Source organism: Mycobacterium simulans (assembly GCF_900232995.1).
In the GTDB taxonomy this organism is placed as follows: Bacteria; Actinomycetota; Actinomycetes; order Mycobacteriales; family Mycobacteriaceae; genus Mycobacterium; species Mycobacterium simulans.
Window position 1 is genome coordinate 3,099,397 of the sequence record NZ_OCVX01000003.1, and the last position, 21,747, is coordinate 3,121,143.

Annotated in this window: 13 protein-coding genes; 10 read left to right on the plus strand and 3 right to left on the minus strand. The window is 64.6% G+C overall.

Going from position 1 to position 21,747, the window contains the following annotated elements; translation table 11 throughout:
- Nucleotides 1–112 precede the first annotated feature (112 nt).
- The 6 genes from MSIMFI_RS14845 to MSIMFI_RS14870 all read left to right on the plus strand — a co-directional run bounded on the left by MSIMFI_RS14845 (nt 113) and on the right by MSIMFI_RS14870 (nt 5,386).
- Nucleotides 113–1,216, plus strand: a complete 1,104-nt coding sequence (locus tag MSIMFI_RS14845) for an aromatic ring-hydroxylating oxygenase subunit alpha (protein ID WP_191498202.1) — start codon at nt 113–115, stop codon at nt 1,214–1,216.
- On the plus strand, nt 1,216–2,772 hold the full coding sequence (locus tag MSIMFI_RS14850; RefSeq protein WP_191497769.1) for an AMP-binding protein: 1,557 nt from the start codon (nt 1,216–1,218) through the stop codon (nt 2,770–2,772). Before MSIMFI_RS14845 ends, MSIMFI_RS14850 begins: the two co-directional genes overlap by 1 nt.
- A 41-nt stretch (nt 2,773–2,813) precedes the next feature.
- Nucleotides 2,814–3,239 carry a nuclear transport factor 2 family protein gene (locus tag MSIMFI_RS14855; protein ID WP_191497770.1) on the plus strand — a complete coding sequence of 142 codons (426 nt, stop codon included), beginning with the start codon at nt 2,814–2,816 and terminating at the stop codon, nt 3,237–3,239.
- 47 nt (nt 3,240–3,286) lie between these two features.
- Complete coding sequence (locus tag MSIMFI_RS14860) at nt 3,287–3,760, plus strand: MaoC family dehydratase (protein WP_396820227.1); 474 nt, start codon at nt 3,287–3,289, stop codon at nt 3,758–3,760.
- Entirely contained in the window at nt 3,757–4,203 is a 447-nt protein-coding gene (locus MSIMFI_RS14865; protein ID WP_191497772.1) for a MaoC family dehydratase, read from the plus strand. The genes MSIMFI_RS14860 and MSIMFI_RS14865 overlap by 4 nt, the downstream gene beginning before the upstream one ends.
- Before the next feature lie 136 nt (nt 4,204–4,339).
- Nucleotides 4,340–5,386 (plus strand): S41 family peptidase, encoded by a 1,047-nt coding sequence (locus MSIMFI_RS14870; protein ID WP_191497773.1) that lies wholly within the window; start codon nt 4,340–4,342, stop codon nt 5,384–5,386.
- A 174-nt stretch (nt 5,387–5,560) separates the two neighbouring features.
- Here the strand turns inward: MSIMFI_RS14870 and MSIMFI_RS14875 are convergent, their stop codons facing one another.
- Nucleotides 5,561–7,051, minus strand: coding sequence for an aldehyde dehydrogenase (locus MSIMFI_RS14875; protein WP_191497774.1), 1,491 nt, complete (start codon nt 7,049–7,051; stop codon nt 5,561–5,563).
- 56 nt (nt 7,052–7,107) lie between these two features.
- Between MSIMFI_RS14875 and MSIMFI_RS14880 the strand changes: the two genes are divergently transcribed.
- A complete protein-coding gene (locus MSIMFI_RS14880) occupies nt 7,108–8,448 on the plus strand; it encodes a lipocalin-like domain-containing protein (RefSeq protein ID WP_191497775.1) in 1,341 nt (446 codons plus the stop codon).
- Between the two features lie 35 nt (nt 8,449–8,483).
- Here the strand turns inward: MSIMFI_RS14880 and MSIMFI_RS14885 are convergent, their stop codons facing one another.
- Nucleotides 8,484–9,644, minus strand: a complete 1,161-nt coding sequence (locus MSIMFI_RS14885; protein ID WP_191497776.1) for an aromatic ring-hydroxylating oxygenase subunit alpha — start codon at nt 9,642–9,644, stop codon at nt 8,484–8,486.
- A 79-nt stretch (nt 9,645–9,723) separates the two neighbouring features.
- Nucleotides 9,724–10,560, minus strand: a complete 837-nt coding sequence (locus MSIMFI_RS14890; RefSeq protein ID WP_191497777.1) for a helix-turn-helix domain-containing protein — start codon at nt 10,558–10,560, stop codon at nt 9,724–9,726.
- 87 nt (nt 10,561–10,647) lie between these two features.
- Here MSIMFI_RS14890 and MSIMFI_RS14895 point away from each other — a divergent pair, with 87 nt between their 5' ends.
- The 3 genes from MSIMFI_RS14895 (at nt 10,648) to MSIMFI_RS14905 (ending at nt 21,671) form a co-directional block, all read left to right on the plus strand.
- The gene (locus MSIMFI_RS14895; protein WP_191497778.1) at nt 10,648–11,064 is read left to right on the plus strand and encodes a hypothetical protein; all 417 of its coding nucleotides are present in this window, start codon (nt 10,648–10,650) and stop codon (nt 11,062–11,064) included.
- Nucleotides 11,065–11,124: 60 nt separating this feature from the next.
- A complete protein-coding gene (locus MSIMFI_RS14900; RefSeq protein ID WP_191497779.1) occupies nt 11,125–11,847 on the plus strand; it encodes a DUF1906 domain-containing protein in 723 nt (240 codons plus the stop codon).
- A gap of 578 nt (nt 11,848–12,425) precedes the next feature.
- A complete protein-coding gene (locus MSIMFI_RS14905; protein WP_191497780.1) occupies nt 12,426–21,671 on the plus strand; it encodes a type I polyketide synthase in 9,246 nt (3,081 codons plus the stop codon).
- Nucleotides 21,672–21,747: the final 76 nt, after the last annotated feature.

Genomic DNA, 21,747 nt, shown 5'->3' on the forward strand with positions numbered 1-21,747 from the left:
GTGTCTTTCGCTCTCGGCGCCGCGGCGCCGCGGCGCAGCCGCGTTGACCTTCAATGCTTAAGATAGTAAAAATAGGCCTAGCAGTCGAACCGGAGAGCTCGTGACGAATACCATGTCAGACCCCGCCAGCGATCCGTCGGAACGGGAGTTCGGGCCCAGCGGCATTGCGCTGTCGACGTACCGGTTCCCAACGGGATGGTTCATCGTCGCGTTCGCTAACGAGCTGGCCGCCGGGGACGTCAAGCGCGTTCACTACTTCGGGCAGGAGCTGGTGCTGTTCCGAACCGCGTCCGGCAAGGTGCATGTGCTGGACGCCTATTGTCAGCACCTCGGCGCCAACCTGGGTGTTGGCGGCACGGTAGAAGGCGAAGAAATCATCTGCCCCTGGCATGGCTGGCATTGGCGTGGCGACGGCACCAATGCGCTGATCCCGTACAGCAAGATCGGCTGCAAGAACAACGTCCGCATCCGCACCTACCCGACCGTGGAGTGGTACGGGTTCATTCTGGCGTGGCATGAGCGCCACGGCCGGGCGCCATACTGGCAACCGCCGGTGCTGCCAGAGCTGGAGACCAACGAGTACTACCCGCTGCACCCGCACACCCAGATGCTCAACCGCGTCAAAGTGCACCCGCAGATGATCATCGAGAACGCCGCCGACCCGTACCACGTTCAGTACGTGCACAAGGCCGCCAACCCCGCCAACACCGCCTCCTTCGAGGTCTCCGGCTACCACCTCCATGCGACGGTCAACGCCAATTTCGGCGGCGGCCGGGCAAAGACGTGGTTGACGCCCAATGGTCCGGTCGACGCCAAGATCGTCTACGACAACTACTCGCTGGGGCTGGGAATCGTCCGGTTTCCAAGCGATTTGGTGGCCACCTGCCAGGTCACCGGACAGACGCCGGTCGACGAGGACTACACCGACTACTTCTACACCCAGGCTTCGATTCGCGAGCCCGGCGACACCGGTGACGTGCCTACAGGTCGCGCCGCCAAGTTTCTGGCACTGCAGCAAGAGGTCATCAAACAGGACTTCTTCACCTGGGAGAACATGAAATACCTGGAGAAGCCGAACCTGGCGCCCGAAGAGGCGCGCGACTATGCGGCCCTGCGTCGCTGGGCGCACCGCTTCTACCCGGGTGAGCAACCTTCGTCCAACGACTTCGGCTACACGGCGGAGGGCGAGCCCGACCCAGCCGCTGCGGGAGCGTGATGAGCGGGCCCTTGGGTCCTTCCGATTTCGGCGTTGATCGTTTCACCGTGCCAGCTGTGCTGGATCGCCGGGCCGAGCAGTATCCCGACCGGGTGATGATGTCGGTTGCCGGCACCGAGGTCACCTTCGAGCAGATGCGGCAACGATCCTGCGCGGCGGCCAACGTGCTGGCCGATCTCGGTGTCGGCCGGGGCGATGGTGTGGCGCTATTCACCGGGACATGTCCGGAATGGATCTACTTCTGGCTGGGCGCGGCACGGATCGGCGCGGTGAGCGCTGCGGTGAATGCGGCGAACAAGGGCGACTTTCTCTTGCACAACCTGCGGTTGTCGCAGGCCAAGGTGATCCTGACCGACGCCGAGCGGCACGCCCGCGTCGAGGAGGTTGTCGAACGATTGCATCCCGTGAGCGTCGTTGCGGTGGAGGATGTTTCGCTCAACGACGCCCTCATGCATGAGTCTGTCCCGATGAATGCCGGTGAGGTGGGCGCGCTGTTCTTCACCTCGGGCACCACCGGACCGTCGAAAGCGGTTGCCACGTCCTGGCATTACCTATTCACCGTCGCCGCGACCGTCGCCTCGGCCTGGGAATTCGGCCCGGAGGAGGTGTTGTGGACCGCGATGCCGCTATTCCACCTGAGCGCGGCGCCCAGCGTGCTGGCGCCGATGCTGGTCGGCGGAACTACCGTGCTGGCGGCCACTTTTCATCCCAGCGAGGTGTGGGACGACGTGCGCGCTCACGGTGCTATCGGCTTCGCCGGTGCCGGCGCGATGGTATCGATGCTGCAGAACCTGCCCGTGGATCCGCGTGACGCACAGTTACGGTTGCGGTTCATCTCCGCGGCACCCATCGACGCGAATTCCTACCACGCCATCGAGAAGCGCTACAACTGCCGCATCGTCACGATGTATGGAATGACCGAGGCGTTTCCCCTTGCGGTCAAAGGCGTTGCCGACGAGGGGGTTCCGGGAACGTCGGGGCGGCCCAACCCGAATTTCGACGTGCGCATCATCGACGAGACCGGCGCCGAGTTACCGGTCGGGGCGGTCGGGGAGATCACCTGCCGGCCGAGGTATCCGCATGTGATGAGCGAAGGTTACGTGGGTCGCGATTTGCTGGTGGAGGCCCATGAACAGTGGTTTCACACTGGTGATTTGGGCCGGCTCGATAGCGGCCAAAACCTGACGTATGTGGACCGCGTGAAGGATTCGCTGCGCCGGCGCGGTGAGAATGTCTCCTCGGTGGAAGTCGAGACCGTCGCCATGGGCCATCCGGCGGTGGCCGAAGCCGCGGCCGTCGGAGTCCCCAGCGAATTGGGTGAGGATGACATCCTGCTAATCGTGACGTTGCGCCCAGGGGCCGCTTTGGATTGCACGGAGCTGCTTGACCATTGCGCGGCTCGGATGCCCTACTTCTGCGTGCCCAGATTCGTCGAGGCGGTCGATGAACTCCCGAAGAACGGCATCGGACGGATACGCAAAGATGTCCTGCGGGCTCGAGGTTTACGCCCGGGCGCATGGGACCGTGAAAGCCACGGATACAAAGTTAGCCGGTGAGTTAGTGTTTCCTCAGGTCCAAGGAAAGCTGGAGAGCAAGTATGACCATGACCTATCAGGAGCAGCAGATGCTGCAGGCCGCGACGGGACGCGCTGCCATCCTGGATCTGACCGCGCGGCACAATCGGGCCTACTCCGACGGCGATCGTGACGCTTGGGTCGCGACCTTTCGTCATTCCGGCGCCAGCTATACCCGTGATGGCGAGACGTTCACCGACCTGCGCGCAGCCTTCGACGGCGGTGACGCACAACGGCTGGTCAGCCTCGACCACGAGATCCACGTCGATGGGGTCAACGCGACCCAGCGCTGTGTCGTCGTGCTGTTCGCCGCCGTGAATCGCGAGACCACATTGCGGGCCACCGGCACAGTTCAGGATCGACTGATCTACGAACGTGGCGGCTGGTACTTCACTTCCCGCGTGCTCGAATGGGATTCGGTACCCAGCCGCCACCGGCTCGTCATGTAAGCGTGAGCCACCAACTGACCTTCGGTACCTATGAGGACGCGCTGGCGATGGTCGGCGCGGCGAGCGAACCGCGGACCGCGGGGACGGCGGTCAGCGCCGCGCGCATTCAGTTGTTCGCCGCGATGGTCCGCGACGGTAATCGTTCGTATTGGGACGCCGATTACGCCCGGCAACGATGGGGGGGTTTGCTGGCCCCGCCGGCGCTGCTCATGGGCTGGTTGGTGCCTCCGCCGTGGCAACCCGGGGGAAGGGTACCGGCGGCGTCGCTTGCATTGCGAGTGCCGCTACCGGGCACCACGTTCATCAACGCGGCCAACGATGTCGAGTTCCTGCTACCCATCGTCGAAGGCGATTGGCTCACCGTTGTCGAGGAGCTGGTGTCGGTGTCGCCGGAAAAGCAGACCCGGCTGGGTGTCGGTCATTTCATCCAGACGCTGGAGACCTATCGGCGCCAAGACGGCGCGGTAGTGGCCATCAATCGAAATACCTTGTTCCGCTTCACTCCTGGAGCTCCGCCGTGACTACCTCGGATCTGGACTGGAACACGATAAGCGTTCCCGTCGACCTGCCAGAGGTCGTCGACGAGATCAGCTACCAACGGGTGGTGGAGAACTCCGGTGCGACCTGGGACTATTTTCCTGGGCATTTCGATCCGGTCTACGCTCAAAGTCAGGGCAATCCAACGATTTACGTGAACACCATGCACTTGGCCGGATTCGCCGACCGCGTCGCGACCGACTGGGCGGGTGCGGGCGCTCGTGTGGTGCGCCGCTCGATGCGGTTGGTCGGCTCGATCTATGCGGGCGACACGATGATCGGTCGCGGGCGCGCGGTGGCGAAGCGATGTGATACCACGGTCGACCCGCCGCGTTATCTGGTTGACATTCAGATCGAGGTGACCAACCAGCACGGCGCACTGTGTTGTCCGGTCGAGATCACCCTGCAGATGCCGAGAATCCCTTGAGCGTTGGCATCTTTCCCTTGCACACCACCGCCTGCAACTGCTGATGTCGAGCTGGTACATGTTGATCCCGGTAGGTTAGAACGGTACAGTGGCGTCATCCTTGACCCGTCGTCCAAGGGCCGCTATTAATTGCGGCATGGGAATCTGGTGGCGGGTGGTCGCGTTGATCTGCGCCGGTGCTCTCGCGGTCGGTTGTGGGGGCACCTCGTCGAACGCGCCACCGACCAATACCGCCGCCGGCGCCGTCAATGTCAAGGCCGAAAACGTCACCGCCATCCGCATGCTGCAAGAAGCCATCGACAACAGGTACTCGTACCGAGACCGACTCGGTCTGGACTGGACGGCGCTATTCAAGAACGCGCAGACTGATCTCGAAACAGCCAGCACACCACAGGAATTCGCAGAGCGCGCGGCGAAGTTGCTCATTTCTGCCAAGGACGTTCACATTTGGCTCGACGTCGCTGGCGGCCAACGGGTAGGGACCCAACTGCCGCCAAGGGACGTCAATTTCAACAAGGACGTCTTGCGAACAATCGTCCGTGACGTCAAGCGGTACGGCGCCTGCATGGCAAGTGGGCGAATCGCCGACAACATCGGCTATGTGCTGATTGACAGTTGGACACAGGAGCGTTGTGGGCTCGTCGACACCGAATTTCCAAAGGTCATTGCGGATATGACTAATTCGAGCGGGCTGGTGCTCGACGTCCGACCGAATACTGGCGGTGATGAGCAGATTGCGCGCAGTGTCGCCCAATACTTCACCGACGGCCCAGTGATCTACGCCAAGCGCGAAATGCGTGATGCACACGCGCCGAGCGGCTTTACTCCGAAGGAGGATATCGTGCTGACGCCCGCCCAGGGCATCGTGGCATACCACAAGCCTACGGTCGCGCTGACCGGACCGGTGAACATGAGCAGCAACGAAGCATTTTTGCTCATGATGCGCGCTGCTGGCGTAAAACTGGTGGGGGAGAAGACGCTTGGGGCATCGGGGAACCCGCAACCAGTCGAACTGGGCAACGCCGTGACGGTGTACCTGCCGTCGTGGCGCGCCTACCAGGCCGACGGAAGTCCGCTCGAAGGGGTTGGCATCACTCCGGATGTCGAGGTCAGGACGACCGCCGAGGATCTCAAGGCCAAGGATCCGGTGATCGACGCCGCGGTTGCGGTCGTCGGGGGGTGATGTGGCTCTACCCGAAACACGAGTCATCACGACCCGACGGGACACGCCACGGGTCACGGTTGCCGTCGGTGGTGCGTCGCAATCTCAGACCACCTTGTACCCGAACGGTTCGGTGTTGCGACGACCCATTTGAACCTGGCAATCAGCTTGGGCACTGTGCGGTCGGGTACGAGATCACTCTGCAGATGCCGCTAATCCCTTGAGCGCTGGCATCTTTCCGTTGCATACCACCGCCTGCAACTCGACATACTCCTCGAGACCCTCCGGCCCGAACTCGCGCCCGATGCCCGAATTCTTGAAGCCGCCGAACGGGCTGCTGATGTCGAGCTGGTACATGTTGATCCCGTAGGTACCGGTGCGGACGCGGGCGGCGATCTCGAGCCCATGGGCGGTATCGGCGGTCCATACCGAGCCGGCCAAACCATAGTCGCTGTCGTTGGCGATCCGGATGGCGTCGTCCTCGTCCTGGTATGTCAGGACGGTCAATACCGGGCCGAAGATTTCCTCTCGAGCGATACGCATTTGGTTGGTCGCGTCGGTGAACAACGTTGGTTGCACATACCAGCCGCGCTCGGCCAGGCTATGCTCCCCACCCACCACACCGCGGGCACCTTCTTGCTGGCCGGACCGGATGTAGTCCTGGACCCGATGCTGTTGTCGTTGTGCGACAAGGGGTCCGATGTCGGTCTGCTCGTCGGTGGGATCGCCCACGCGCAGGTTCGACATCATGTTGGCCATAGCGTCGACAACCTCATCGTGGCGGCGTTCGCTGACCAGGATGCGGGTTTGCGCGACGCAGGCTTGGCCGTTGTTCATCAGACTGGCGTTCTGCAATCCCGCTACGGTCTTGTCGACGTCGGCATCGTCGAGGATGATCGCAGCCGACTTGCCGCCCAATTCCAAGCTCACGCGTTTGAGTTGCTCGCCGCACAAGGTGGCGATACGGCGTCCGACAGCGCTGGAGCCGGTGAATGCGATCTTGTCGACGCCGGGATGGCGCACCAGTGCCTCGCCGACCGACGGCCCGCCGGTGACTACCGATACCACCCCTTCGGGCAGATCGAGTTGCTCGATCATCTCGGCTAACCACAAAGAGTCCAAAGGTGTTTCGGGTGCGGGCTTGACGACGACGGTGCAGCCGGCAATGAGGGCGGGAATCAGCTTGGGGATCAGCACGCACTGGGGAACGTTCCACGGCACGATCGCCCCGACCACGCCCGCCGGAGCCCGGCGCAGGTGCGCTTGGCCGAGCACCCCCTGGCGGCGTTCCACCCACGGAAAGTCACGGGCGGCGGCCAGCGCCAAATGCATCATGGCCGCCGCTCCGGCCGCCTGGCCCCGCCTGCTGAAACTGCGCGGCGACCCCATCTGCGCGGTGATCAGGTCAGCCATCTCATCGAGGTGTCGTGCGTAAATCGCGGCCAGCTCTTCGACCTTGCGTATCCGCTCGCCGGGCTCTACCCGCGGCCAGGGACCGTGGTCGAAGGCCTGCCGCGCTGCAGACACGGCTGCATCGACATCGTCGGGTCCGGCCGCCGGGACTTGGCCGATCGGTTCTTCGGAGTGCGGGGAAATCACGCTGATCCGTTCCGGCGTGGCGGGTTTGCGCCAGCGCCCCCCGATGAACAGTTCGTCATAGGAGCGATGGCCGGGAGCTTCCGTCACGACCGTAACCTTACTATTGCTGCTAACATAGCAAAATAGCTGGATTCGAGGCCGAGATGAATGGCGATTGGCGCAGTTACCCCTTTCAGCTGGTGCCCGGTGACAGCTGGCTGGAGTTTCCCGCCGCTGAGGGCGCACACCCTGACCAGGAGTCGGACACCTGGTTCATCGCGGGTCAACTCGACGCGGCCGACAGCGGCCGGTCATTCGCGTTCCTGACCATCTTCAACAAGAACCGGCCCGGGAGATCGGTTGTCGCTGACTTCTACACGCTGGCGCTGTTCGATCTGGACGCTGGCGAGTACGGCACCTACACCGATTACGACATGCCCCCGGCCAGCATGGAGCCGGGCGCGAAGCCCAAGCTCTCGGCCGCCGTCGGGCATCTCCACCTCGAATACGAGAGCGGTGCCGGCACGGCATCGTGGTCCACCCGTCGCGATGACGACGGAGATTTGCTGCCGTATACGTACCGCGTCGAGCTGCCCGGCACCGACCAAACCGGTCGACCCATGCGGCTGGACCTAGCGGTTACGCCGACACGAGCACCCACACCGGTGGGGGCGTCGGCCCACAACGGCAAGATCGCCTGCTTTGGCCAGGCCGACACGTACTCCTACTTCCAGACCGGGATGACCATGACCGGGACGCTGCGCTGGGGCGAGGTGGCCGAACAGGTTTCCGGCACCGCGGGGCATGTCGACCGGCAGTGGTTTCCGAAGTACGCCGGCGGTGGGGGCAGCGGGGGAGACCCGCGGGCGAGGTCGCACGAATGGCGCACGATCAATTTCGACAATGGCGTCGACATGAGCATCTGGCGGCAGTTCGACCGACGCAACGGCAATGCGCTGCAACCGTTTACCGGTGTGACGACAAGCTATCCCGACACCGCCCGACCACCCCAGTGTGCGGAAGACGTCGAGATCACGATCAACAGTTACGTTCGGTGGCCGAATTCGGTACGGCCCCTTGTCCGTCCGCCTTCGTTGGCGCGCTACATGCCGGATCGGCACCGGATCACCTGCGCCACATTGGGATTAGACGTTGTCGGAGAGCCGCTGGTGCCCGCGCCGGCACACGGCCTTCCGATTGAATACATGGAGGGGCCATACCGTTACCACGGGACCCTCGCGGGGGAACAGGTGAGTGCTTTCGCGTTCAACGAGCGGTCGGTGGCGCTGTACCGGGACTGGGAGCTGGCGGATGTGCTAGCCACTACCGTGGCGGACACCGAGCCGGAACTGCAGGCGGCTGTGGATCAGATTGTATCGTTGGTGAACTCGGGCCGTCGCCACGAGGCGATCGAGTTGTTGGCGAAGGTGCGGCCCGGCCAGGATGACAACGTCGGTGCCATTCTCGACGACCTCATCACCGCACTGCGTTCGCCGAGACTGTAAATCTGCAGGTGTCTACTCGCACTTTTGGCGCAAATTTACAGCCTCGCGGCGGCTTGAGAATGCCCTGCGATCGCCTGATCCCAGGTGATGTGGCGGTGCTGCAGTCCGGGTTCGTTGCGCCCGAACACAAGTCGATCGCGAGCGCCGGACTCGAGGTTTGCCTGCAGCGCCTCAGCCAGCCGGTAGTCCTCGTCGCGCACCGTGGCATGCGCGTACTCGAAGACGGCTTGAGCGCCGGCGGCTACGGATTCGTCGGAAAGGTCCAACGGAGTGGAGTTTTGATGGACGGTGATAGACCTGCCGGGGTATGGGCCTGGATAGATCCGGAACAGCTCGCCGTTGGCGATCGTCACCGATAGCACGATGTTCGGAAACAGTGCATAGATCACGACCATGTTGTGGAACGGGTCCCACTGATCCTCGGGAACATTGTCGAGCTCCAGGATTGCGTTGAGGGGGAAGATCAACCTGTGATGCGGTCCATACGAGTCGAAAACTGTGCAGTTGCTACGAGCGATGGTGGCAAAGGTCTGCCGGTGCACGGTGGCAAAGTGGTAGTTCTCTGCGAAGGTATCGACCGCGAGCTTCCAATTGATCGGGGAATCGAGCACCTTTTCGCCCAGTGGCGACCACCGCCCGATGCCCCACGAGTCGAGCTCGTCGGCCAGATCTCCCAGATGTGCTGCGACATCCAGCGTGGTGCCGGGATCTAGTGCCACCCAAAGGAATCCGGCGAATTCGGTAGCCGGAAGCTCGGTCAAACCGTCGGACTTCAGCGTCACCTCGGAAAAGCCCTCGCGGCCCGGCACACCCACCAAGCGCCCGGTGTTGTCGTAGGTCCATGCGTGGTATGGGCAGCTGAACCGCTTGGCGGTGCCGCAGCCCGTGACTATCTGGGATTGCCGGTGCAGGCAGACATTGTTGAACGCCTTTACCGAGCCGTCAGCTGTCCTGGTCAGCAGGACGGAACGCCCCATCACCGTCTTGGTGCAATACGTGCCCGGACCGGGCAGCTCCGAGACGTAGCCAACCAGTTGCGGGCTGGCCATCAGCATGGCTTTGTCACGGTCGTGGCATTCCAGCGAGGTGTACTCGCGTGCGTCGACCGTGTGCTGCTGCGGCGCGAGGTCGGTGGTCTTGTCGCGCGCCAGTTTCAATGCCCGCCGGGTGAGGTCGATGAGCTGATCGTGATCCATCTGAACCCCCGTTGCAGTGAGCGCTCACCGTAACTTCATTAACTTTATAGTGACAATAATAATTCGGCCACGTCGGCGTCTAACGCCATCCGATGTAATCGAGCAATTGCGGGTATCGCTCTGCGATGACATGGACACGGTGATCGCTGTCGAGACGACGCAGGTAATCGGCGGTGTCCGCGTCGGCGGGAAAAAACGACTCTATGGCAAGGCTTTCCACGGAGATGTCGAGCGGGCTGCCAAAGGTCGCGATCGTGTTGACGAACTTCAGTTCGGCACCGTCAAGGGTGGCCATCCGAAACGGTACATACAGCTCGCCGGTCTGCTCGCTGTGGTCGGCCAGCTTGGGCGCCGGATAACCAGACAGTTCGTCGTAGAGATGGCGGATATCTGGTGCCGCAGTGGTGTTGGCGTGTCGGCGTACGCGCCGCAGGATTGCCGAGCGCACCTCGGCGAGGTTGAGCAACCGCCGCGACAATCCCTTTGGGTGTAGGCACAACCGCATAACATTGATCGGCGGTTGTAACAGCTCCGGAGCCAACCCTTCGACTAGCACAACGCAGCCCACGTTGCCCGCAACAAGGTTCCAGCAGGCATCGGTGACGACGGCCGGATACGGGGCATGGCCGGCCAAAACCGAATCGACGGCCGCCCTTACCGGCCGCATCCTCTCGGCGTCTAACGTGTGCTCACCGTAAACGGGTGCGTAGCCACCGTCGAGCAGTAGCCGGTTGCGTGCACTCAGCGGAAGGTCCAGCGACTCACCGATACGCAGCAGCAACGCCCGGCTGGCGTTGGCCCTACCCGTCTCGACGAAACTGAGATGACGCGGCGATACACCTATCTGGTGCGCCAGCTCCATCTGGCTGATACGCCGGTGAGTGCGCCACTCGCGCACCGCGATACCCGCGGACATTCTTCGGAACCTAACGGCGTTGTCCGGACTTAAACCACTACCTCAAAGGTAATCGACATGTTTACCGCGACGGCAAAGACTGAATTCATGACTACAACACCACCGCAACCCAAGGTCCTGCGTCGCGCCTTTACCGCGGCGGCTATCGGACGAATCTTGCTGGGTGCCACCGCATTTGCCTCCCCACGGTCCCAGACCCGCATGAACGGCGTCCCGGACCACGTGCTGTCCACCGAGATGAAGTACTTGATTCGCATATTTGGGGCCCGCGCCCTGGCCCTTGGTATTGGCTATCTCGGCAGCGACGAAGCCAACCGTCGGCGTTGGCAACACATCGGACTCATGGTCGACGCGTTGGACAACGTCAACGCTCTGATGGAAATGCGAAACCTCAAGCGCGGCGATCCCCGGGTCCGCTCGCTGCTGAGCCTGATCGCGGTGACTGGTCCGTACGCGGCCCTGGGGGCGGTCGGCGAGATTCAGGGCCAATTGGCCCGAATGTGATGCACATGTGATCAGTGGTGCTGGTGTGTTAAATGATGTTCCTGTCGTACCCTGTGGCATGTGTCGGTATCGCGGCGTGAAGTGCTCAAATTCGCTGCGGCGACCCCGGGCCTGCTAGGCCTCGGCGTCGCTGCGGCGTCGTTGCGCGCCGCACCGGTATCGGCGGGTTCACTCGGCACCTTGTTGGACTATGCGGCCGGCGTCATTCCCGCGAGCCAGATCATGGCCGCCGGCGCCGTCGGGGCGATCAGGTACGTCTCCGACCGGCGGCCAGGCGGAGCCTGGATGCTCGGCAAGCCGATCCAACTCACCGAAGCTCGTGACCTGGCCGGAAGCGGGCTCAAGATCGTTTCTTGCTATCAGTACGGAAAGGGCAGTACCTCTGACTGGCTGGGCGGAGCAGCCGCCGGGGAGCAGCACGCCAAGCGCGGTGCGGAATTGCACGCCGCGGCCGGTGGTCCGGCCAGTGCTCCTATCTATGCGTCGATCGACGACAATCCGTCGTACGACCAGTACAAGAACCAAATCGTTCCGTATCTGCGGTCCTGGGAGTCGGTCATCGGACACCAGCGCACCGGGGTGTACGCCAACTCAAAGACGATTGACTGGGCGGTGAAGGACGGCCTGGGTGCGTACTTCTGGCAGCACAACTGGGGTTCGCCCAAGGGGTACACCCATCCGGCCGCCCATTTGCACCAGGTCGAGATCGACAAGCGCAAGGTCGGCGGGGTCGGGGTCGACATCAACGAAATCTTGAAGCCCCAATTCGGACAGTGGACCTAACTTTTCTGCTCGGCTAGCTCGGCGACGGCGAGCGCCGGAACGGCGCGAGTGAGGAGCCGGGCCATCAGACTGGGCGCAGGCGCATGCACTCCAGCAAACACTCGTTCGCTCGCCGAGCCGCCGCGCGGACGCCGGCGAATCGACGATGCCTCGGGAGGCGTGGCTTCATACCGGTCGCGCAGCGCGAATTTTCAACATAACGATTTGGTAACAATACTGCCTTGATCAGCGCAGTTATAGCTACTCGACCGTAACCACCTGCATGCAGGACGTTTGTCCGGCAGATCCGCGCCACCGGTTCAACCGGGTGTTACCCGCGACACGGTTACCCGTGCGTAGAACTCGCCAGTAACCGATCTGCGTAAAAAAGGTGGACCAATCCTTATGAGACTCTTATAAGGGCCGATGCAGTCGTCGGCGCCGCTCGACCCACGAGCCGGCCGCCGACAACACACCGGTCAGTCGTTATTCGGCTGCGATTCGATGTGGAATCGATGACGCCCAGCGACGGGGCGTCCGGACCCGGCCGAACAAACCGATACATACAGACGCATATAGAGGCATACAGGGAGATAGACGTGACGATCCACGAGCACGACCGGGTGTCCGCTGACCGCGAGGAAAATGGCCCGCACGGCACCCATGCTCTGGTCGATCGTCTGACGGCTGGTGAGCCGTATGCTGCCGCGTTCGGCGGCCAGGGCAGCGCATGGCTGGAGACTCTCGAAGAGCTCGTCTCGGCGGCCGGGATCGAATCTGAATTGGCGACGCTGGTTGGTGAAGCGGAGTTGCTGCTCGAGCCGGTCGCGCGAGAGCTGGTCGTGGTACGTCCGATTGGCTTCGAGCCGTTGCAGTGGGTACGTGCCCTGGCGGCCGAAGATATGGCCCCGTCGGACAAGCACCTCACGTCGTCCGCCGTGTCGTTGCCCGGCGTGTTGCTCACCCAGATGGCGGCCATCCAGGCCCTGGCCCGCCAGGGCATGGACCTCATTGGCACCCCGCCGGTGGCGCTGGCGGGACACTCGCAGGGCGTGCTGGCGGTTGAGGCGGTCAAGGCAGCCGGTGTGCGTGACGTGGAGCTATTGGCTCTGGCCCAGCTGCTCGGTGCCGCCGGAACGCTGGTGGCGCGCCGTCGCGGAATTTCCGTCCTCGGCGATCGTCCGCCGATGGTGTCGGTCACCAATGCCGACCCGGAGCGGATCGGGCGGCTGCTCGACGAGTTCGCCCAGGATGTGCGAACGGTATTGCCGCCGGTGTTGTCGATCCGCAACGGCCGGCGTTCTGTCGTCATCACCGGTACTCCCGAGCAGTTGTCGCGTTTCGAGCTGTACTGCCGGCAGATCTCCGAGAAGGAAGAAGCCGACCGCAAGAACAAGGTCCGCGGCGGCGATGTCTTCGCGCCGGCCTTCGACCCGGTGAAGGTCGAGGTGGGTTTCCACACGCCGCGGCTGGCCGACGGTATTGACATCGTTGGCGGCTGGGCCGAAAAGGTCGGCCTCGACGCCACGTTGGCCCGCAAGCTGGCCGACTCCATCTTGGTCAACACGGTTGATTGGGTAGCCGAGATCACCCGGGTCCATGAAGCGGGCGCGCGCTGGATCCTCGATCTGGGTCCCGGCGACATCCTGACCCGACTGACGGCGCCCGTAATCCGCGGCCTCGGTATCGGCATCGTGCCCGCGGCGACCCGCGGCGGGCAGCGCAACCTCTTTACCGTCGGCGCCGTCCCCGAGGTGGCCCGGCCCTGGTCGAGCTACGCGCCTACCGTGGTTCGCCTGCCCGACGGCCGCGTGAAGCTTTCGACGAAGTTCACCCGCCTGACCGGCCGGTCTCCCATCCTGCTTGCCGGGATGACGCCGACAACCGTCGACGCCAAGATCGTCGCCGCCGCGGCCAACGCCGGGCACTGGGCCGAGCTGGCCGGTGGTGGACAGGTGACCGAGGAGATATTTGCCAACCGCCTCGAGGAGCTGTCCGGACTGCTCGAGCCCGGCCGCCCCTATCAATTCAATGCGCTGTTCCTGGATCCTTACCTATGGAAGCTCCAGGTCGGTGGCAAGCGGCTGGTGCAGAAGGCCCGCCAGTCCGGCGCGGCGATCGACGGCGTTGTGATCAGCGCCGGCATCCCGGACCTCGAAGAAGCCGTCGAGCTGATCGACGAGCTCAACGAGATCGGCATCAGCCACGTGGTATTCAAGCCCGGAACCGTTGAGCAGATCCGTTCGGTGATCCGCATCGCGACCGAGGTGCCCACCAAGCCGGTGATCATGCACGTCGAGGGCGGGCGCGCCGGAGGCCACCATTCCTGGGAAGACCTCGACGACCTGTTGCTGGCCACCTACTCGGAGTTGCGGTCACGCGCCAACATCACCGTCTGCGTCGGCGGCGGTGTCGGCACTCCCGAGCGCGCCGCGGAATACCTGTCGGGCCGCTGGGCGCAGTCCTATGGCTTCCCCCTGATGCCGATCGACGGCATTCTCGTCGGCACGGCTGCGATGGCGACGCTGGAGTCCACCACGTCGCCGTCGGTCAAGCGGATGCTGGTCGAGACCCAAGGCACTGACCAGTGGATCAGCGCCGGAAAAGCCCAGGGCGGCATGGCTTCCAGCCGTAGCCAGCTCGGCGCCGACATCCACGAGATCGACAACACCGCCTCGCGTTGCGGCCGGCTGCTCGACGAGGTCGCCGGCGACGCCGATGCGGTCGCGGAGCGTCGCGACGAGATCATCGCGGCCATGGCCAACACCGCCAAGCCGTACTTCGGCGACGTGTCTGAGATGACCTACCTGCAGTGGCTGCAGCGCTATGTCGAATTGACCATCGGGGAAGGCAATTCGACCGCCGACACCGCGGCACCCGGTAGCCCGTGGCTGGCCGACACCTGGCGCGACCGGTTCGAGCAGATGTTGCAGCGCGCCGAAGCTCGTTTGCACGCCAAGGATTTCGGCCCCGTCGAGACGCTATTTTGCGACCCCGCGCTGCTGGAGAGTCCGCGGCAGGCCATCGCCACCCTGCTGGCGCACTACCCAGACGCCGAAACCGTGCAACTGCATCCCGCGGATGTGTCGTTCTTCGTGACGCTGTGCAAGACGCTGGGCAAGCCGGTCAATTTCGTGCCGGTCATTGACAAGGATGTGCGGCGCTGGTGGCGCAGCGACTCGCTGTGGCAGGCGCATGACGCCCGCTACGACGCCGACCAGGTGTGCATCATTCCGGGCACCGCGTCGGTTGCCGGCATCACCAAGATGGATGAACCCGTCGGTGAATTGCTGGATCGCTTCGAGCAAGCTGCCATCGAGGAGGTGCTCGGCGCCGGAGCGCAACCGAAGGACGTGACCTCGCGCCGGCTGGGTCGCCCCGATGTCACCGGACCGCTGGCCGTCGTGCTCGATGCGCCAGATGTGCTGTGGGCCGGTCGCACCGCGATCAACCCGGTTCATCGAATCGCCGATGCCGCCGAGTGGCAGGTACACGATGGGCCCGAAAACCCCCGCGCCACACACTCATCCACCGGAGCTCGGTTACAGACCGACCGCGACGACGTCGTTTTGAGCGTGCCGGTGTCTGGCACTTGGATTGACATCCGATTCACGTTGCCCGCCAACACCGTTGACGGCGGTATGCCGGTGGTTTCCGCTGCCGACGCTGCCACCGCGATGCGCTCGGTGCTCGCCATCGCCGCCGGCGTGGACGGGCCGGCTTCGCTGCCCCCGGTCAAGGATGGGACGGCCACCCTGGCGGTGAACTGGGACCCCGAGCGGGTCGCCGACCACACCGGGGTTACCGCTACCTTCGGCGAGCCGTTGGCGCCCAGCCTCACCACCGTGCCGGATGCGCTCGTCGGTCCTTGCTGGCCCGCGGTTTTCGCGGCGATAGGCGCTGCTGTCACTGACTCCGGTGTGCCAGTCCTGGAGGGCCTGCTGAGCCTGGTTCATTTGGACCATGCCGCCCACATGGTCGGCAAGTTGCCCACCGAGCCGGCCCAATTGACCGTCGTTGCAACGGCTTCGGCGGCCACCGACACTGATATGGGTCGCGTGGTGCCGGTCTCGGTCACGGTTACCGGGCCCGACGGTGCGGTAATCGCGACCCTCGACGAGCGGTTTGCGATCCTTGGGCGCACCGGTACCGCCGAACTCACCGACCCGGTCCGGGCCGGCGGTGCGGTTTCCGAGAACGCCACCGACACCCCGCGTCGTCGCCGGCGCGATGTCACGCTTGCCGCACCGGTCGACATGCGGCCGTTCGCCGTGGTGTCCGGCGACCACAACCCCATTCACACCGACCGGGCCGCCGCACTGCTGGCCGGTTTGGAATCGCCGATCGTGCACGGCATGTGGCTGTCGGCCGCAGCGCAGCACGCGGTGACCGCCACCGACGGGCAAGCTCGTCCGCCGGCCCGGCTCGTCGGTTGGACAGCGCGGTTCATGGGCATGGTACGTCCCGGTGATGAGGTTGACTTCCGCGTCGAGCGCGTCGGAATCGACCAGGGTGCAGAGGTTTTGGAGGTAGCCGCACGCATCGGGTCGGATCTGGTGATGTCGGCGTCGGCACGCCTGGCCGCGCCCAAGACGGTCTACGCGTTCCCCGGTCAGGGTATCCAGCACAAGGGCATGGGTATGGACGTCCGTGCACGCTCCAAGGCGGCCCGCAAGGTGTGGGACAAGGCAGACAAGTTCACCCGTGACACGCTTGGTTTCTCGGTGCTACATGTGGTGCGCGACAACCCGACCAGCATCATCGCCAGCGGCGTGCATTACTACCATCCCGATGGCGTGCTGTATCTGACGCAGTTCACCCAGGTCGCCATGGCAACGGTGGCCGCCGCTCAGGTTGCCGAGATGCGCGAGCAAGGTGCCTTCGTCGAGGGTGCCATCGCATGCGGCCATTCCGTCGGCGAGTACACGGCACTGGCCTGTGTTACCGGCATCTACGAGTTGGAAGCCTTGCTGGAGACGGTGTTTCACCGTGGGTCGAAGATGCACGACATCGTGCCGCGCGACGAGTTGGGTCGCTCAAACTACCGGTTGGCGGCGATTCGGCCCTCCCAGATCGACCTTCCGGACGACGAAGTGACCGAGTTCGTCGCCGGGATCGCGGCGAATACTGGTGAGTTTCTTGAGATCGTGAACTTCAACCTGCGTGGCTCGCAGTACGCGATCGCCGGCACCGTGCGCGGTCTCGAGGCGCTGGAAGAAGAGGTGGAGCGGCGGCGTGAGCTCACCGGCGGTCGGCGCTCTTTCATCCTGGTGCCCGGCATCGACGTTCCGTTCCACTCGCGGGTCTTGCGGGTCGGGGTGGCCGAGTTCCGCCGATCGCTGGACCGGGTCATGCCGCGCGACAAAAATCCCGACGTCATCGTCGGGCGCTACATCCCCAACCTGGTGCCGCGACCATTCACCCTGGACCGGGACTTCATTCAGGAAATCCGCGACCTGGTGCCCGCCGAGCCGCTCGACGAGATCCTCGCCGACTACGACACCTGGCTTGCCGAACGCCGTAACGAGATGGCGCGCATTGTGTTGATCGAGCTGTTGGCGTGGCAGTTCGCCAGCCCGGTGCGCTGGATCGAAACCCAGGACCTGCTTTTCATCGAGGAGGCCGCCGGCGGCCTGGGGGTGGAGCGGTTCGTCGAGATCGGCGTGAAGTCGTCGCCGACCGTAGCCGGTCTTGCGACCAACACCCTCAAGCTTCCCGAATATGCCCACAGCACAGTGGAAGTGCTCAACGCCGAGCGCGACGCCGCGGTGCTCTTCGCCACCGACAACGACCCCGAGCCGGAGGACGAGGTCGAGGATTCCGCCGCAGCCGTTCCGGCCGCGGCGGACGGCGGGCCCAGCCCCGATGTCGCCCCCACCGTCGCTCCGGCTCCCGCCGGAGCTCCGTCGGGTGCTCCGAGACCCGACGACATTGCGTTCGACGCGGCCGATGCCACCGTGGCGCTGATTGCGATTTCAGCCAAAATGCGTATCGACCAGATCGAGGAGCTGGACTCCATCGAGTCCATCACCGACGGCGCGTCGTCGAGGCGCAACCAATTGCTGGTGGACCTGGGCTCCGAGCTGAACCTGGGTGCCATCGATGGCGCCGCGGAGGCCGATTTGGCCGGGCTGCGGTCGCAGGTCACCAAGCTGGCACGCACCTATAAGCCTTATGGCCCAGTGCTTTCCGACGCGATCAACGATCAGCTGCGGACGGTTCTCGGGCCCTCGGGCAAGCGGCCGGCCGCCATTGCGGAACGGGTCAAGAAGACCTGGGAACTCGGCGATGGTTGGGCCAAGCACGTCACCGTCGAGGTCGCGCTGGGAACCCGCGAGGGCACTAGCGTTCGGGGCGGGGCCATGGGCCACCTACACGAGGGCGCATTGGCCGACGCGGGCTCAGTCGACAAGGTCATCGACGCCGCGGTGGCTTCCGTCGCGGCGCGCCGCGGCATTTCGGTGGCGCTGCCGTCCGCCGGTGGTGGTGGCGGCGCGACTGTCGACGCTGCCGCACTGAGCGAATTCACCGATCAGATCACCGGCCGCGACGGCGTGCTCGCCTCGGCCGCTCGGCTAGTGCTGGGCCAGCTGGGGCTGGACGACCCGGTCACCGCGCCACCGGCGGCCACCGATGCCGAGCTCATTGACTTGGTCACCGCCGAATTGGGCGCGGACTGGCCACGTTTGGTGGCGCCGGTGTTCGACGCCAAGAAGGCCGTCGTCTTCGACGACCGCTGGGCCAGTGCCCGCGAGGACCTGGTCAAGTTGTGGCTGACCGACGAGGGCGACATTGACGCCGACTGGATGCGGCTGTCGGAGCGTTTCGAGGGGGCCGGTCACGTCGTCGCGACTCAGGCAACTTGGTGGCAGGGCAAGTCGCTGGCCGCGGGCCGTCAAATCCACGCGTCGCTGTACGGCCGTATCGCGGCGGGCGCCGAGAACCCGAACCCCGGCGCCAACAGCAGCGAAGTCGCTGTGGTGACAGGCGCTTCGAAGGGTTCGATCGCGGCTTCGGTGGTCGCGCGTCTGCTCGACGGCGGTGCCACCGTCATCGCGACCACCTCGAAACTCGATGATGATCGACTGGCCTTCTACCGCACCCTGTACCGCGACCACGCCCGCTACGGTGCCGCATTGTGGGTGGTCGCGGCCAACATGGCGTCGTACTCCGATATCGACGCGCTGGTCGAATGGGTCGGCACCGAACAGGTCGAAAGCCTTGGGCCGCAATCGATTCACATCAAGGATGCGCAGACGCCGACGCTGCTGTTCCCGTTTGCGGCGCCTCGGGTCGTTGGTGATCTCTCGGAGGCCGGTTCGCGTGCCGAGATGGAGATGAAGGTGCTGCTGTGGGCCGTGCAGCGGCTGATCGGTGGTCTGTCGACGATCGGCGCTGAGCGTGACATCGCGTCGCGTCTACACGTGGTCCTGCCCGGCTCGCCCAACCGTGGAATGTTCGGTGGCGACGGTGCTTACGGTGAAGCCAAGTCGGCGCTGGACGCGGTTGTGAGCCGCTGGCACGCGGAGTCCTCGTGGGCTGCCCGGGTCAGTCTGGCGCACGCGCTGATTGGCTGGACCCGCGGCACCGGGCTGATGGGTCACAACGATGCCATCGTCAGCGCCGTGGAGGAAGCGGGCGTCACCACCTACTCAACCGACGAGATGGCGGCAATGCTGCTCGGGTTGTGCGATGTGGAGTCCAAGGTGGCCGCGGCCAGCTCGCCGATCAAGGCGGATCTCACCGGCGGGCTCGCCGATGCCAACCTCGACATGGCCGAACTGGCCGCCAAGGCCCGAGAGGAGCATGCGGCGGAGGCCGCAGAAGACGGGGCTGCGGACGAGGGGGCCGAAGGCACGATCGCGGCGCTCCCGTCGCCGCCGCGGGGCTTTACCCCGGCGCCGCCACCGGAATGGGATGACCTCGCCGTCGACCCCGCCGACCTGGTGGTGATAGTGGGTGGTGCCGAACTCGGCCCATACGGCTCGTCACGCACGCGGTTCGAGATGGAGGTCGAGAACGAACTGTCAGCGGCCGGCGTTTTGGAGCTGGCCTGGACCACCGGTTTGATCCGCTGGGAAGACGACCCGCAACCGGGTTGGTACGACGCCGAATCCGGCGACCTGGTCGACGAGGCCGAGCTGGTCGAGCGCTACCACGACGCCGTGATAGAACGCGTTGGCATTCGCGAGTTTGTTGACGACGGCGCGATCGACCCGGACCACGCCTCACCTCTGCTGGTGTCGGTGTTCCTGGACAAGGACTTCACCTTCGTGGTGTCCTCGGAGGCCGACGCGCGCGGCTTTGTCGAATTCGACCCCGAGCACACGGTCGTTCGGCCGTTGCCCGACTCCACCGACTGGCAGGTAATCCGGAAGGCTGGCACCGAAATTCGCGTGCCGCGAAAGACCAAGTTGTCGCGGACTGTCGGCGCTCAGATCCCGACCGGATTCGACCCCACGGTGTGGGGGATCAGCCCGGACATGGCGAGTTCCATTGACCGAGTGGCCTTGTGGAATATTGTCGCGACCGTCGACGCGTTCCTGTCCGCCGGTTTCAGCCCGGCCGAAGTGATGCGCTATGTGCACCCCAGTTTGGTGGCTAGCACGCAGGGCACCGGGATGGGCGGCATGACGTCGATGCAGACCATGTACCACGGCAATCTATTGGGCCGGAACAAGCCGAACGACATCCTGCAGGAAGTTCTGCCGAATGTTGTTGCTGCGCACGTGGTTCAGTCGTATGTCGGTAGCTACGGCGCGATGATCCACCCGGTTGCGGCCTGCGCGACCGCGGCAGTGTCGGTCGAGGAGGGCGTCGACAAGATCCGCCTGGGCAAGGCCGAATTGGTGGTGACTGGCGGTCTGGACGACCTCACGCTGGAGGCCATCATCGGCTTCGGCGACATGGCGGCCACCGCCGACACTTCGATGATGCGTGGCCGGGGTATCCACGACTCGAAGTTCTCCCGGCCCAACGACCGGCGCCGGCTGGGCTTCGTCGAAGCGCAGGGCGGCGGCACTATCCTGCTGGCGCGCGGTGACCTGGCGCTCAAGATGGGGCTGCCGGTGCTCGCTGTGGTGGCATTCGCGCAGTCGTTCGGCGATGGTGTGCACACCTCGATCCCGGCGCCGGGACTGGGCGCACTCGGTGCGGGCCGCGGCGGCAAGGACTCGCCGCTGGCGCGGGCGCTGGCCAAGCTGGGCGTGACTGCCGACGACATCGCGGTCATCTCCAAGCACGACACTTCGACGCTGGCCAACGATCCGAACGAGACCGAGCTTCATGAGCGGCTCGCCGATGCACTGGGCCGGTCCGAGGGCGCGCCGCTGTTCGTCGTGTCGCAGAAGAGCCTGACTGGGCATGCCAAGGGCGGCGCAGCGGTATTCCAGATGATGGGGCTGTGCCAGATCCTGCGTGACGGGGTGATCCCACCCAACCGCAGCCTGGATTGTGTCGACGACGAACTCGCCGGCTCCGCACACTTCGTGTGGGTGCGCGACACGTTGCGGCTGGGTGCGAAGTTCCCGCTCAAAGCCGGGTTGGTGACCAGTCTCGGGTTCGGCCACGTGTCCGGGTTGATCGCGCTTGTACACCCACAGGCGTTCGTCGCCTCGCTGGAGCCCGGCCAGCGTGCTGACTACCAGCGCCGTGCCGACGCACGCCTGCTGGCCGGGCAGCGCCGTCTAGCCTCGGCCATCGCCGGCGGTCCACCGATGTATGAGCGGCCCGCGGACCGTCGCTTCGGCCACGATGCCCCGGAGAAGCCGCAGGAGGCATCGATGCTGCTGAATCCGGCCGCGCGGCTGGGAGACGGTGAGGCATACCAGGTCTCTGCGGGATGACGCTGGCCGGCTTGCCCGGCTGCTCCTCGGTCCGATGCGCGGACCGCATCGTCGCCGGGCTAGACCATCCGTTAAC